Below are 13621 nucleotides of genomic sequence, written 5' to 3'. Positions count from 1 at the left end.
GTGTGGCTCTGCTGAGGCGATGGTTCGTTTCCGCCGATAACTCGAACGCAAGTCCATCCGACCGGGTTTCCCCCGAGGAGCGAGTGGTGTTCGAGGAAGATCATCCGCAGTCACCGACAGAGCAGGCCCGGCCGAAGAAGCGCATGGGCACGGCAGTGATGCTGGCTGCGGGCGGCGTGGTCGTGGCGACCCTGTTCGCCACCGTGGCCTCCATGCTGGCCGCCTCCGGCCGCGAAGCGAGCCCGGAACGCACGTCCGCCGACATCGTGCAGACCATCACGAGCGTCGCCCCCGACGGCAGCACCAGCACCGTCGTGGTCACGGTGTCCTCCGGCGCCCCGAAGCCGTCGTCCGCACCGGACCGCAAACAGGCCGCCCGCCCGCAGGACCAGCCGCAGCCGGGCACGCCGGACCAGCCACAGCTGACCACCGACCCGGCGAAGCCGACCAGGCCGACGCACAGCACCCCGCCGCCGTCTCAGACCGAGCCGCCGTCGTCGACTCCTCCGTCTTCGGCGTCGCCGTCCACCGAGCCGCCGTCGTCCTCGGCGTCGAGCACGCCGCCGCCGGACCCGAAGCCCTAGTCCGGCAGGGTCCGGAGCGTGGCGAACGCCAGCCGGCGAACGCGCTTGGTCCGGCCCTCGTCCGCCAGTGCCCGCAGCACCACCGGAGCGGGTACCTCGGCGAGCCGCAGCTGCAACCAGTCGGACCACGCCCACACGTCGATTTCCTCGCGGGTGAGGTCCTCTGCCTGGCGCAGCACTCCGATCTCATGGCTCCTGCTTCGCACGTACTCGTCGCCGGCCACCTCGAACCACACCGAGTGTTCGTCGGTCAGCGGAAGTACGGCCAGCACGACCGACTTGGCCAGCACGCTGTCCGGTTCGTGTCGCAAGGCCGCGTGCAGCAGGTCGAGCAGGCCGAAGGACGCCTGGTAGAGCTCCCACCTGCCGTGCTCGGACGCCAGATCGGCGACGCGCCCGGTGGCCGACACGAGCTCGGCGAGCGCCTGGCCGAACGGGCTCGGCCTCACGTCGGCCAGCCCTGCGATCCGCAGCCAGGTCCTGACCTCGACAGCGGCGGCCGGTTCGAGCCTGGAGAGGTCGATCGGCCTGTCCCGTGCCGCCACCAGCACCTCGCAGACGATCTCCCCGAACCACGCGGAGGCCGTCCGCGAGGCGCTGGTCGGCTCGACCTGATCGCGTCGCAGTTCGTGCACGACCCCATCGACGACGACCGCGCACGTGGCGTCGGTGGCGGTGAGAACGACCCCGGCGGCATCGGTGCCGAGCACCACCACCGTCTCGTGCGGCTCAAGGTCGTCGCGCTCGATGAACACCGCCGCCGGAATCCCGTCGAGGGCCGAGAGGACGTGCCGGTAGTCGTGCGGCGCGGCGAGCCGGAACGCGCGCGAACCCGGCCAGACCACGACGGCCCGGGAAGTGTGCACCTGGTCCCAGAGGTGATCGGCGAACGCCTCCCAGCTCCGGTGTGCGCCGATCCTGGCGGACAGGTCGATCACGCGCACCCCGGCGGCAGCCGCGTCCGCTTCCACCCGGTCGAGTCCGCCGGGCGGCACCTCGACCACTCCGTGCTCGAACAAGGCTCCCCTAGAGTTCGAACCGATACCCCATGCCGGGCTCGGTGAGCAGGTGCCGCGGCCGCGCGGGCTCCGGCTCCAGCTTGCGCCGCAGCTGCGCCAGGTACACCCGCAGGTAGTGCGTCTCCTTCTCGTACGCGGGCCCCCACACGTCGCGCAGCAGCTGTTTCTGCGCGACGAGCTTTCCCGCGTTGCGTGCGAGCACCTCCAGCAGGCCCCACTCGGTGGGCGTGAGGTGGACCTCGGTGCCGTCCTTGAGCACGCGCTTCGCTGCCAGGTCGACGGTGAACGAGGCCGTCTTCACGATCGGCTCGTCCTCGGGGCCTGCTGCGGCCGAGCGGCGGACGGCGGCGCGCAGGCGGGCGAGGAGTTCATCCATGCCGAATGGTTTTGTCACGTAGTCGTCGGCGCCGGCGTCGAGGGCGTCGACCTTGTCGGTCGAGTCGGTTCGGGCGGACAGCACGATGATCGGCAGGCTGGTCCAGCCGCGCAGGCCCGCGATGACGTCGGTGCCGTCCATGTCGGGCAGGCCTAGGTCCAGCACCACCACGTCCGGTTTGCCGTCGGCCGCCCGGCGGAGGGCCGTGGTGCCGTCGGGGGCCGTGAGGACCTCGTAGCCGCGGGCCGAGAGGTTGATCCGCAGGGCGCGCACGATCTGCGGCTCGTCGTCGACCACCAGTACTTTTGTCACGCGACCCTCTCCTCTGCGGGGAGTGAGATCACCACGGTGAGGCCTCCACCGGGTGTGTCCTCCATGGTGATCGTGCCTCCCATCGCCTCGGTGAAGCCCTTCGCCACGCTCAGACCGAGACCAACGCCACCTGGCGTGCGATCGCCCAGGCGCTGGAAAGGGGCGAAGACCTGGTCCGCCGTGCCGCTGGGCAGGCCCCGGCCGTGGTCGACGACGCGCAGCTCCACCACGGAGCCGTGGGCCGACGCTCGCAACGCCACGGCTCCGGCGTAACGCAGTGCGTTGCCGACGACGTTCGCGATCACTCGTTCGAGCAGGCCCACGTCGGCGCGCACGGGCGGCAGTGACTCCGGGACGTCGACCTCGATGTCGCCGGGCTGGCCGACCAGGGCCCGCGCCACGGCCTCGTAGTAGTCGACGGCGCGGAACTGCGGTTCCACGGCACCTGTGGCGAGGCGGGAGGAGTCGAGGAGGTTGTCGACGAGGCCGGTGAGCCTGTCCGCAGACTCCTCCACCGCCTCCAGCAGCTCGGCCGTGTCGGAGTCCGAGAGTCGCAGTTCCGGGTCGCGCAACGAGCCCACGGACGCCTTGATCGACGTCAGTGGCGTGCGGAGGTCATGGCCGACGGCGGACAGCAATGCGGTGCGCAGCTCGGTGCGGGAGGCCTGGCGCTGGGCTTCGAGGGTCTGCTCGGCCATGCGTTGCTGCCTCAGCGCGAGCAACGCCTGGCCCGCGGCCGCTTCGAGGACCCGGCGGTCGGACGCCGGCAGCGAACGGCCGCGCAGCGCCAGGTGCACTTCTGGGGTCACGGCGATGTCGACGTCCGCGTCGTCGGGCTCGTCGCACGGGCTGACGCCGACGCACGCGACGCGTTCCCAGGAGCCGTCGACTCGTTCCAACAGCGCGGCGGACGTCAGTCCGAAGTTCTCCGTCACCTTCTCCAACAGCCGTGCGAGCGGATACGGGTTCGTCAGCACGGTGCGCGCGTACGACGCGAGGAGCGTGGCCTCGGTGCGAGCGCGCGCTGCCTGGGTTGCACGGCGAGCGGCGTGGTCCACCACCAACGCCGTGGAGACGCCCACGATGATCATCGCGAAGAAGGTGAGCACGTTCTGCTGGGCGTCGATGGTGAACGTGTAGAAGGGCTCGGTGAAGAAGAAGTTCAGCAGCAACGCGTTGATCAGCGCGGCGGCGATCGCGGGGCCGAGCCCGCCGACTATCGCGACGACCAGCGTCACCAGCAGGTAGCCGATGACGTTCGTGGAGAAGTTCAAGCCGCCTCGCAGCGACGCACCGGCCGCGGTGACCAGCGCGGGACCGGCCACCGCGAGGAACCAGCCCCAGGCGAGCCTGCTCGGCTTCAACGGGCTGCCCGCGAACCGGGCACGCCAGCCGCTGGTCGTCGCCGGGTGCGTGACCATGTGGACGTCGATCGCTCCGGACGCCTGCACGACGGTGGAGCCGATACCTGCCGAGAACACGCGCGCGAACCGCGAACGACGCGAGGTGCCGACCACGAGCTGTGTGGCGTTGACGCCCCGTGAGAACTCCAGCAGCGCCGTCGGCACGTCATCGCCTACAACGGTGTGGAACGTGGCACCGACGTCCTCAGCGAGCTTGCGGTACTTCTGCAGTGAGTGCGGATCGGCGCCTGCGAGGCCATCACCGCGAAGTACGTGCACGACGAGAAGGTCGCCACCCGCGCGCGTGGCGATGCGACGCGCACGACGGATGAGAGTCTCGCTCTCCGCGCCACCGGTGATCGCGACGACGACGCGTTCGCGCGTCTCCCACGTGTCGGTGATCCGCTGCTCGGTCCGGTAGCGCAGCAACGCGACGTCGACCTGGTCGGCGACCCACAGCAACGCCAGTTCGCGCAACGCCGTGAGGTTTCCGACGCGGAAGTAGTTGCCGAGCGCGGCGTCGATCTTGTTCGCCGCGTAGACGTCACCGTGTGCGAGCCGGCGGCGCAGCGCTTCCGGCGTGAGGTCGACGAGTTGCGTCTGGTCGGCTTTGCGCACGACCTCGTCGGGCACCGTTTCCTTCTGCGGCACGCCGGTTATGCGGTGAACGACGTCGTTGAGCGATTCCAGGTGCTGAATGTTGACTGTCGACAGCACATCAATCCCGGCTTCGAGGAGTTCCTCGACGTCTTGCCACCTCTTTGCATTACGGGATCCCGGCGCGTTCGTGTGAGCCAGTTCGTCGACCACGGCGAGCTGCGGCGCACGCGCCAGCACGGCGTCGACGTCCATCTCGGTGAGTTCGACGCCACGGTGCGCGGAGTGCCTGCGCGCGACGATTTCCAGGCCTTCGACCAGTTCGGCGGTCTTCGCACGCCCGTGGGTCTCCACAAATCCGATGACCACATCTGTGCCGCGTTCCCGCCTGCGGTGCGCCTCACCGAGCATGGCGAACGTCTTACCGACACCGGGAGCGGCGCCGAGATGGATGCGAAGCTCGCCACGTCGGGGTTTCGGACTCACCGGCCCAGTCTGCTCCTGACCTGGCATGGACCGTTCGGTGGTATGCGCTGCGCCACACGGCTAAACGAGTGCGCCTTCCCACAGTTCTGTCAGAAGATCTGTCTCGTTGAATCATGCTTCAGCACGGCGCCCGTTCGAGTGAGCTTCGCTGCGCTTTTTACGCCGTTTACCAGCACATTTAAGTGTGCCGGACGCGCGCCGTGACACCCCGCGTCACCACAACGGCCGAATGGGTTATCGGCAGTTGGCGGATAGCGCGCGGAGCGTGAATGAGGGAAAGTGCCAGGGTTCGTGTCCGAATTCGGACAATCACATGCGCGCGGAGAAACGATGCCCACCACCGTCACCAACCACGAGGCACTTCAACTCGTGGTGGCCGTGCACCGGCTGGTGCGAAGTCTTCGGCAGGCCGCTCCGGCCCGCCGTTTGCAACCCACCCAGTTATTGGTGCTGTCAGAACTGAGCGCCCACGGCCCGATGCGGATCGGCGAGATCGCGGTGCGCGCCTTGTGTTCGCAGCCGACCGCCACAACCGTCGTGACCAGCCTGGAGTCCACCGGCCTCGTCCGTCGCGAGCCAGATGCCGCCGACGGCAGAGCAACGATAGTCGTGCTCACCGAAGTCGGCCGCGAGACGATCCTGTCGCTCGCTCACGGCGAAGCCGAACTATTGAGTGAAAGAATGTCCGAACTTTCGCCAGAAGACAGAGAACACCTACGGTCGGCCATGCCGGTTTTGCGGGGCCTGGCCGAACCACAGCAGAACAAGTAGGAGCGGGACCCCCCGACGGGCCCCGCTCCTACGATTACTTGCTGGGTGACACGGAAGTGGGTGGCACCGAGCTCGAAGGTGCGCTTCCAGAACTCGACGGCGGCACACTGTCCGTTGATGACGGAGCGGACACGCTCGGTGCCACCGTGTAACAAACACCGTTTTGGTAGTCGATCTTCGCCCGCGGATAGCGGTTAGCCGGAATCACCGGCTCAGGCCCGTTACCGGGGTCATTGCAGCTGTTGTAGCTTCGCGGCGCGTTGATGGGCTGGCCGTCCTGGTCGTACAACAGCACGTTCGTGAGCAACTTGCCGTTCTCGTCGTACGCGTAGATGTTCTGGTACGTCTCGACCATCGGCTGCGGGTAGGACGAGCGCGATGACGAGCCGTACGCCAACTGGTTCGCCGTCACGTCGATCACCTGGAAGAGCAGTCCCACCGCGAGCGCCGACGCGGGCAGGCTGAACCACAGCCACCGCCGGTCGATCTTGGCGCGCGGCCCGGCGAACACCGACACCACCGCGACCGCGGCGAGCGCCAGGAATCCGAGGATGTCGCGACTGGCGAGCAGCACCGCCCCAAGCCCGATCAGACAGGCCCGGATCAACCACCACGCGGGCTGCAGCGACTTCAGGTAGGTGAGCGCCCGTTCCGCCGGCGTCCCCTGCTCCGGCGTCAGCCACTTCTTCAGCCGGTGGGTCTCCGGCAGGTTCATGATCTCCTGCTGGAGCGGCCCGCGGTCGTGCACCAGAGCGAAGCTGAGCACCAGGATCACCGCGGGCAGCAGCAGAATCGCCGACTGCCGCAACGCCGCTGTCCCCGCCAGCAGCGTGATACCGGTGGCGGCGACGAGCCCCCACGCGGCGACCCGAGGCCTGGTCAGCCAGCCGCCCTTCGTGGTGACCGGCAACCGCTCGGTCTTCGGCGGATACCCGGCCGCCTGCCGCAGTTCCTGCGCGTACTGGTCAGGAGACCCGAGCCGCCGCTCCAGCGTCTCGTCCTCACCGAGTTCCGTGGACAGTTCGGCGACGTGCGCCTCGACGTCCTCCATGATCTCGGCGACCTCGTTGGGCGGCAGGTCGTCGAGGGCGGCGCGCATCCCGGCCAGGTAGTGCTCGACACCGAGCGCTTGGGTGTTCATGCTGCGACCTCCTCGAGCAGGCCGTCCAGCGTGCTGGCGAACGACCTCCACGTCTCCCTCGACTCAGCCAGGCGCGCCCGCCCGGTCTCGTTGATGCTGTAGTACTTGCGGTGCGGGCCTTCTTCGCTCGGCACCACGTACGAGGTCAGCATCCCCGCGTTGTAGAGCCGCCGCAGCGTGCCGTACACCGACGCGTCACCCACTTCGTTCAGTCCCCCGGCGCGCAGTCTGCGCACCACGTCGTACCCGTACCCGTCGTCCTTGCGCAGAACCGCAAGCACGGCCAGGTCCAGCACCCCTTTGAGCAGTTGACTGGTGTCCATCGCCCCTCCGCCTCGGCTTGGTGGTCGAAATCGGCGAAGCCCATTTCGGCCGCCAAACGAACCCCGTCTTTCCGGAGAGTCAGCACTGTTGCGTTATGGAGGCTACTACGCAGTGCGCAGTACTGTCTAACGCGCGTTACGGCTTCGAGATTTGAGACGCCGAACAAGGGTGTGACTACAGGACGCTCAGGCGCGTGCGCCGGTTGTCACCGGGGGCGCGAGCAGGGGAAAGAAAGCCTCAAGCCCTGGGGCGAGGCTGGCAACGCGGGCACGAGTACGAGGAGCGGTTCATGAACGGCTCGCGCACGATCGCGGCGCCACACCGTTTGCAGGGCCGGTTCTCCTGGCCGTAAGCACTGAGCGAGCGGTCGAAGTACCCGGACTGCCCGTTGATGTTGACGTACAGGGCGTCGAACGAGGTCCCGCCCTGGCCGAGCGCCTCACGCATCACGTCGGTGGCGTGGTCCAGCAGCTCAGCAGCTTTGACCTTGGCCAGCTTGTCCGTCATCCGGGTGCCGTGCAGCTTCGCGCGCCACAGGGCCTCGTCGGCGTAGATGTTGCCGATACCGGACACGAGGGTCTGGTCCAGCAAAGCGCGCTTGACCTCGGTGTGACGCAGGCGCAACGCGCGCACGGCAGCATCACGGGAGAACAAGGGATCCATGGGGTCGCGAGCGATGTGCGCGACGGAGTCGGGGACCAGGGTGCCGTCGACCTCGACCAACTCGGCCAGAGCGAGGCCGCCGAAGGTGCGTTGGTCAACGAAACGGAGTTCGGGTCCGCCGTCGTCGAACGTGAAACGGACGCGCAGATGCCTCTCGTCGGGGGCCGACGAGGGTTGGACGAGCATTTGGCCGCTCATGCCCAGGTGCGCGAGCATGGCGGCCTTGTCGGCCAGTTCGACCCAGAGGTACTTGCCGCGGCGCTTGGCTGCCACCATCGGTTGCGAGACCAAGCGCGCGCAGAAGTCCAAGGAACCCAGGTCGTGCCGGCGGATGGCGCGTGGGTGCAACACCTCTACCGAGGAGATGACCCGGCCGGCGACGTGGGCTTCGAGGCCGAGGCGTACTACCTCGACCTCTGGGAGTTCGGGCACGTCAGGCTTCGGACTTGCCCTCGTCGACGGGCATGGCCTCGATCATGGTGGCCTGCGGCTTGGTGGGCTTGAGCACCCACACACCCGCGCGGCTCGTGTCCCTGACCAGCACAAGTCCCTGGATTCCTCCGCTGCGGGAGGCGTTCACCGGGCCGTGATTGGTGCGCGTGCGGCGGTTCGTGCGGTTCCTGGTCGCATACATTTGCGGTCTCAGTCTTCCTCGGTTGGGGAGATCCCTGGCGTCACCGAGGCGCCATTCTGTCCGTTCTTGGCCCTGACCGACTCCTGCTCGGCCTTGGCCCGTTCCGACAGAACATGATAAGCCGCTTCGGCGGCTTTCTGCTCGGCTTCCTTCTTGGTGCGCCCATCACCCTTGCCGTAGGGCTGGCCACCGACGAGCACCGTGGCGGTGAACTCCTTGCGGTGGTCCGGCCCCTGGTCGTCCACGCGGTACTCCGGGACGCCGAGACTGGCTTGAGCGGTGAGCTCCTGCAGGCTTGTCTTCCAGTCCAGTCCAGCACCCAAGAGCGGAGCTTTGGCCAAGAGCGGATCGAACAGCCGGTGAACGAACGTTCGTGCGGTATCGATACCGAACTGCAGGTACACCGCACCGATGACGGCCTCGAGACCGTCAGCGAGAATGCTCGCCTTGTCCCTGCCCCCGGTCAGTTCTTCGCCACGACCGAGCAACAGGTGTGCACCGAGCCCGCCCTCACTCAGGTTGCGCGCGACGCCGGCCAGCGCGTGCATGTTGACCACGCTGGCACGGAGCTTCGCGAGCTGACCTTCTGGAAGGTCGGGATGAGTGCGGTAGAGGTGGTCGGTGACGACCAGCCCCAGTACCACGTCTCCCAGGAACTCGAGACGCTCGTTCGGCGGCAAGCCGCCGTTCTCGTACGCGTAAGACCTGTGGGTGAGCGACAGCACGAGCAGCTCGGCGTCCAGGTGGACGCCGAGCGCTTCGAGCAGGTCCGCGCGGTCCGCTTGCGGTGCGCGCGGCGGCTTTCCCCCCACTACGTCGCCGAGGAGATCAGGCCGGCTGAGCGACCTGGCGGCCAGCGTACTGACCACAGGCCGGGCAGGCGACGTGCTGCGGCTTCGGCTGGCGGCAAGCCTTGTTGGAGCACGCCACCAGGTGCACGGCAGACGTCTTCCACTGGGAACGGCGCGCACGGGTGTTCGAACGCGACATTTTCCGCTTCGGGACGGCCACGACTACTTCTCCTCCGAGTTGTCATCGCTGAACCGCTCTTGCAACGCGGCCCAACGAGGGTCAATCGTCTCATGCCCGTGGTCGGGCCCGAGCTCCGCCCACCTGCCACCACACTCGGAGCAAAGCCCCTTGCAGTCCGGCTCGCAGAGCGGTGCCTGCGGCAGCGCGAGAACGATGGCGTCCCGCACCACAGGCTCGAGGTCGATCAGATCGTCGACGATCCGGCTGACCTCGTATTCATCAGTGGTCTCGTCCGTGGTGCTGTCCGGCCACGCGTAGAGCTCCGTGATCCGGACTTCAACCGCATCGGTGAGCGACTCGAGACACCTCGAGCACTCGCCTTCGACCTTCGCGGACGCTGTCCCCGACACGAGCAGGCCCTCCACGACCGATTCGATCAGGAGGTCGAGCTCAACTTCCCCGCTCTCGGGCACCGCGATCACCCCGAGCAGCCCCACACCTTCACCGGGGACCGACCTCGAGAAGGGTCGGCTCAGACCGGCGCGACGGCCGATGTCCCTGGTGTCGATGACCCAGGGACTGGATGCTGTGGGACGCGTGGACGCGTGACGATGCTTGTTCATGATTTCGGGTTTTGCCGGCGGGGACCTACCACGTCCAGCCGGTCCAGGGTACGGGACGACGCCCCCGCGCGTGAAATCGGCAGGTGATCGCACCTGTCCGACGTAGCACGAATCACACGTTCAGGTGCGCTCCGAGCCGCTGATTCGTCAGGAACCGTAGTCGAAAGGCGCCGCGGCGCCCGCGACGGCCGGTCCGCGCAGGTGCGAACGGCCCTTGCCGACCGACCTGAGCGTGTGCGCGAGGAGGTCCTCGAAGTCCGCGAGCTTGCCGTCCACGTACGCGTCGCACTCCGACCGCAGCCGGATCGACTCGCTCTGGGCGCCGTCGAGCAGTCGCGCCGACTCGGCGTGCGCCGCCCGGACGACCTCCTGCTCGTTGACGAGCCTCGCCTGCTCGGCGCGGCCGTCCTCGGTGGCGCGCTCGTAGTTCGCGCGGCCCGCCTGGATCATGCGCTCTGCCTCGGCGTGCGAGCGGCCCACCAGGTCGTCGTACTCCTGGCGGCCGGCGGACACGGTCCGTTCGGCCTGATCTTCCGCCTCGGCGATCATCCGCTCGGCGCGGGCGCGCGCGTCGGACAGCATCGCCTCCGCTTCGGCCTGCGCCTCGGCGAGCATGCGATCCGCGTCGGCGCGTGCCTTGGACACACCCGACTCGGCCTCGTGCTTGGCCTTGCCGACGACCTCGTCGCGGTGGTCCAGCACGTCCTGCGCGTCGTCGAGTTCGGCAGGGATCGCGTCACGCACGTCGTCGAGCAGTTCGAGCACGTCGCCGCGTGGCACCACGCAGCCCGAGGTCATCGGTACTCCGCGCGCTTCCTCGACGATCGTGACGAGCTCGTCGAGTGCCTCGAACACCCGGTACACGTCTCACTCCCTAACCCCTGTGACTCCCACCCACAAGTGTGCCCTGCCGATCTCCCGGGGAGAGGGAGATCGGCAGGGCGTGTCAGGATTTGCCCACATCCAGCCGGGGGAAAACGTGAAGATCACAATCAGGCGTGCCGTCGCCGCCGACGTCCACCCGATCGTGGCGATGCTGGCGGACGACCCGCTCGGCGCGCGGCGCGAGACGCCGGGCGACCCGGCCTATCTGAAGGCGTTCGAGGTGATCGACGCCGACCCGCACCAGTACCTGGCAGTGGCGGTCGACGGTGACGAGGTCGTGGGCACGCTGCAGCTGACGTTCACGTCCGGCCTGTCGCGCCTGGGCATGACCCGCGCGACCGTCGAGGCCGTGCGGGTGCGTTCCGACCAACGCGGCAACGGCCTCGGCGAGCACCTGATGAGGTGGGCGATCGACGAGGCGCGCGCACGCGGTTGTGGTCTGGTGCAGCTGACGACGGACGCGTCACGCGTGGACGCGCACCGGTTCTACGAACGACTCGGGTTCACCGCGTCACACGTGGGGATGAAGCTCGCGCTCTAACGAGTCTCGGCGAGGCGCTGCTGCAGCCGCTGCTCGATGGACGCCGGCAGCAGCGTCGAGACGTCGCCACCGTACGTCGCGACCTCCTTGACCAGCGAGGACGCCAGGTAGGAGTACTGCGGGCTGGCCTGCATGAACAGCGTGTCGACACCGGTGAGCTGGTGGTTCATCTGCGCCATCTGCAGCTCGTAGTCGTAGTCGCTGACCGCGCGCAGGCCCTTCACGATGGCCTTGATGTTGTTCTCGCGGCAGTAGTCGACCAACAGCCCGTGCCACGAGTCCACGCGCACGTTGTCCCACTGCGCCGTGACCTCGATCAGCATCTCCTGGCGCTCTTCGACGTCGAACAAGGTGCGCTTGTTCTTGTTGATGAGCACGGCGACGACAACCTCTTCGAAGAGGTGCGCGGCTCTCCCGATGATGTCCAGGTGACCGTTGGTTACCGGGTCGTAGGAGCCGGGGTACACGGCACGCGTCATGCGCCGGACGTTAGCACCCGATCGGACGCCTCCAGGCGTGTCCGTGGTTCTCGTCACCCATCAGTACGCACCTGCGCCCAGTACACGGCCGTGTCCCCGTAACGCTTGGCGCGCAAGGATTCCACTTCTTCGGGCCACGCTGGTTCGCCGCTTCGCGAAGCACGTTCCACGATCAAGATGGCGTCCTCGGTGAGCCTGGGCACGATCCCGCGGAGCACTTTGGCGAGCTCGTCGTCGCCCACGGCGTACGGCGGGTCGGCGAACACGACGTCGAACTTCTCGCCCTCAGCCGTGACGTACGCCTCGGCTGTGCGATTCACGACGACCGTGTTCGCGAACCCGAGCTCCTTGGCGTTGCCCTTGAGGACGTCGGCGGCCCGCTTGTCCGACTCGACGAACGTCGCGTGCGCCGCACCCCTGCTGAGCGCCTCGAAGCCGAGCGCCCCCGACCCGGCGTACAGGTCGAGCACCTGCGCGCCGTCGAGGTCGATCATCGCTTCGAGAGAGCTGAACAACGCCTCCCGCACGCGGTCGGACGTGGGGCGCGTGCCCTTGGGCGGGACCTTGAGCCTGCGGCCTCCCGCGGTCCCGGCAACAATTCGTGTCACCGGTCCATCGTCCCAGGTGCGCCTCTCAGGCGAGCGCCTGCCACCAGCCGTCGACCTCGGCCGGCTTGTCGACGTCCACCCGTTCGCCGGGCCTCGGCACCGCAAGCTTCAGCCCGCCGGCCTTGATCTCCCGCCACACGCGGTCGATCGGCTCGCCCCACGGGTGCAGCGCGAGGTTGAACGTCGCCCAGTGCACCGGGATCAGCAGCTCGCCACCGAGGTCCTTGAACGCCTGAACGCCTTCCTCCGGCGTCATGTGGATGTCCGCCCACGCGTCGTTGTACGCGCCGACCTGCATCAGCACCACGTCGAACGGCCCGTGCTCCGCGCCGATGGCCGCGTAGCCCGGGAAGTAGCCGGTGTCGCCGCTGTAGAACACGGCACGCTCACCGCGCTTGATGACCCAGGACGCCCACAGCGTCACGTTGCGCTGCACCGAACGGCCGGAGAAGTGTTGTGCCGCAGTGCAAGTGAGCGTGAACCCGTTGACGGTGTGCGACTCGTCCCAGTCCAGTTCCACGACACGGTCGGCGGGCACGTCCCAGCGGGCCAGGTGGGCGCCGAGCCCGAGCGGCACCACGAACACCGCGGACGTTCCCGCGGTCAGCGCCCGCACGGTCTCCATGTCGAGGTGGTCGTAGTGGTCGTGCGAGATGACGACCGCACTCACATCAGGCAAATCAGACAACTGATGCGGAACCGGATGCAGCCGCTTCGGGCCGAGGTGAGCGGACGGCGAGACGCGGTCACTCCACACAGGATCGAGGAGCACGGCGGCGCCGTCGACCTCGATCAGCGCGGACGCGTGGCCGTACCAGGTGACGTGCAGTCCGTCGGTGACCGGCGTGGCGGGTCCCACCAGCGGCACCGCCACCGCCGGCCTGCGGTCCTGTCCACCGCGCACGAAGTCGCTGATCGAGAACGAGTCCCGGTCCGGGACCGTGCGGACTTCCTTGTCGTTGTGGAACTTCCCGTCGCGGAAACGCGGCGAGCGCGACATGTGGACCGGATCCGGCTTCCCGCCGAGCTGCCGGGGCACGTCCTTCAGCGCCCACGCCACGCCCGCCAGGCCGAGCAGTCCGGCCAACGCCTTCTTCATGTGCGAAACCCTCTTCCCCTGACTCCCGTGCCCGGTGCAACGCAGGGAATCGTCGTGGAGTTCCGCGTGTCCCGCACAGCGAAAGGGCCCGGCCTCGACGAGAC

17 protein-coding genes are annotated in these 13621 nt (G+C 68.0%); 3 read left to right on the top strand and 14 right to left on the bottom strand.

What is annotated here, in order from left to right; translation table 11 throughout:
- The first annotated feature begins 86 nt into the window (after positions 1-86).
- A complete protein-coding gene (locus tag OG205_RS40395) occupies positions 87-584 on the top strand; it encodes a hypothetical protein (protein ID WP_330273068.1) in 498 nt (165 codons plus the stop codon).
- Here the strand turns inward: OG205_RS40395 and OG205_RS40390 are convergent.
- Genes OG205_RS40390 through OG205_RS40380 form a run of 3 tightly spaced genes read right to left on the bottom strand, consistent with a single transcriptional unit; the run spans position 581 to position 4804 of the window.
- Positions 581-1603, bottom strand: a complete 1023-nt coding sequence (locus tag OG205_RS40390; RefSeq protein ID WP_330273067.1) for a hypothetical protein — start codon at positions 1601-1603, stop codon at positions 581-583. The genes OG205_RS40395 and OG205_RS40390 overlap by 4 nt on opposite strands.
- A gap of 7 nt (positions 1604-1610) precedes the next feature.
- A complete protein-coding gene (locus OG205_RS40385; protein WP_330273066.1) occupies positions 1611-2291 on the bottom strand; it encodes a response regulator in 681 nt (226 codons plus the stop codon).
- Complete coding sequence (locus OG205_RS40380) at positions 2288-4804, bottom strand: DUF4118 domain-containing protein (protein ID WP_442916655.1); 2517 nt, start codon at positions 4802-4804, stop codon at positions 2288-2290. Before OG205_RS40380 ends, OG205_RS40385 begins: the two co-directional genes overlap by 4 nt.
- A gap of 303 nt (positions 4805-5107) precedes the next feature.
- Between OG205_RS40380 and OG205_RS40375 the strand changes: the two genes are divergently transcribed.
- Entirely contained in the window at positions 5108-5548 is a 441-nt protein-coding gene (locus tag OG205_RS40375; RefSeq protein ID WP_319977601.1) for a MarR family winged helix-turn-helix transcriptional regulator, read from the top strand.
- Between the two features lie 34 nt (positions 5549-5582).
- Here the strand turns inward: OG205_RS40375 and OG205_RS40370 are convergent, their stop codons facing one another.
- The 8 genes from OG205_RS40370 to OG205_RS40335 all read right to left on the bottom strand — a co-directional run bounded on the left by OG205_RS40370 (position 5583) and on the right by OG205_RS40335 (position 10769).
- Positions 5583-6689, bottom strand: coding sequence for a DUF1700 domain-containing protein (locus OG205_RS40370; protein ID WP_330273064.1), 1107 nt, complete (start codon positions 6687-6689; stop codon positions 5583-5585).
- Entirely contained in the window at positions 6686-7012 is a 327-nt protein-coding gene (locus OG205_RS40365; protein WP_089917641.1) for a PadR family transcriptional regulator, read from the bottom strand. The genes OG205_RS40370 and OG205_RS40365 overlap by 4 nt, the downstream gene beginning before the upstream one ends.
- Before the next feature lie 238 nt (positions 7013-7250).
- Positions 7251-8108, bottom strand: coding sequence for a bifunctional DNA-formamidopyrimidine glycosylase/DNA-(apurinic or apyrimidinic site) lyase (gene mutM / locus OG205_RS40360; protein WP_330273063.1), 858 nt, complete (start codon positions 8106-8108; stop codon positions 7251-7253).
- Between the two features lies 1 nt (position 8109).
- Positions 8110-8310 (bottom strand): hypothetical protein, encoded by a 201-nt coding sequence (locus OG205_RS40355; RefSeq protein ID WP_330273062.1) that lies wholly within the window; start codon positions 8308-8310, stop codon positions 8110-8112.
- A gap of 8 nt (positions 8311-8318) precedes the next feature.
- Positions 8319-9122, bottom strand: coding sequence for a ribonuclease III (gene rnc / locus OG205_RS40350; protein WP_330278332.1), 804 nt, complete (start codon positions 9120-9122; stop codon positions 8319-8321).
- Between the two features lie 16 nt (positions 9123-9138).
- Positions 9139-9321: a 50S ribosomal protein L32 gene (gene rpmF / locus OG205_RS40345; protein WP_030467958.1), complete on the bottom strand. Its 183-nt coding sequence runs from the start codon at positions 9319-9321 to the stop codon at positions 9139-9141.
- Positions 9322-9323: 2 nt separating this feature from the next.
- The gene (locus OG205_RS40340; RefSeq protein WP_330273061.1) at positions 9324-9905 is read right to left on the bottom strand and encodes a YceD family protein; all 582 of its coding nucleotides are present in this window, start codon (positions 9903-9905) and stop codon (positions 9324-9326) included.
- 147 nt (positions 9906-10052) lie between these two features.
- On the bottom strand, positions 10053-10769 hold the full coding sequence (locus tag OG205_RS40335) for a DivIVA domain-containing protein (RefSeq protein WP_330273060.1): 717 nt from the start codon (positions 10767-10769) through the stop codon (positions 10053-10055).
- A gap of 121 nt (positions 10770-10890) precedes the next feature.
- On the opposite strand from OG205_RS40335, the gene OG205_RS40330 reads away from it, so the two are divergent.
- On the top strand, positions 10891-11331 hold the full coding sequence (locus tag OG205_RS40330) for a GNAT family N-acetyltransferase (protein WP_330278331.1): 441 nt from the start codon (positions 10891-10893) through the stop codon (positions 11329-11331).
- On the opposite strand, the gene coaD is transcribed toward OG205_RS40330, so the two are convergent.
- From coaD to OG205_RS40315, 3 genes are read right to left on the bottom strand one after another with little or no spacing between them, the layout of a single operon-like run.
- On the bottom strand, positions 11328-11810 hold the full coding sequence (gene coaD, locus OG205_RS40325; protein WP_319977615.1) for a pantetheine-phosphate adenylyltransferase: 483 nt from the start codon (positions 11808-11810) through the stop codon (positions 11328-11330). The genes OG205_RS40330 and coaD overlap by 4 nt on opposite strands.
- Positions 11811-11863: 53 nt before the next feature.
- Positions 11864-12418, bottom strand: a complete 555-nt coding sequence (gene rsmD, locus OG205_RS40320; protein ID WP_330273059.1) for a 16S rRNA (guanine(966)-N(2))-methyltransferase RsmD — start codon at positions 12416-12418, stop codon at positions 11864-11866.
- Positions 12419-12443: 25 nt separating this feature from the next.
- Positions 12444-13517 (bottom strand): MBL fold metallo-hydrolase, encoded by a 1074-nt coding sequence (locus OG205_RS40315; RefSeq protein WP_330273058.1) that lies wholly within the window; start codon positions 13515-13517, stop codon positions 12444-12446.
- Positions 13518-13621 lie beyond the last annotated feature (104 nt).

Origin of the sequence: Lentzea sp. NBC_00516 (assembly GCF_036346835.1) — a bacterium.
Taxonomy (GTDB): Bacteria; Actinomycetota; Actinomycetes; order Mycobacteriales; family Pseudonocardiaceae; genus Lentzea; species Lentzea sokolovensis.
The sequence above is the reverse complement of the archived record's forward strand: the minus strand, read 5'-3'. Positions and strand labels throughout refer to the sequence as shown.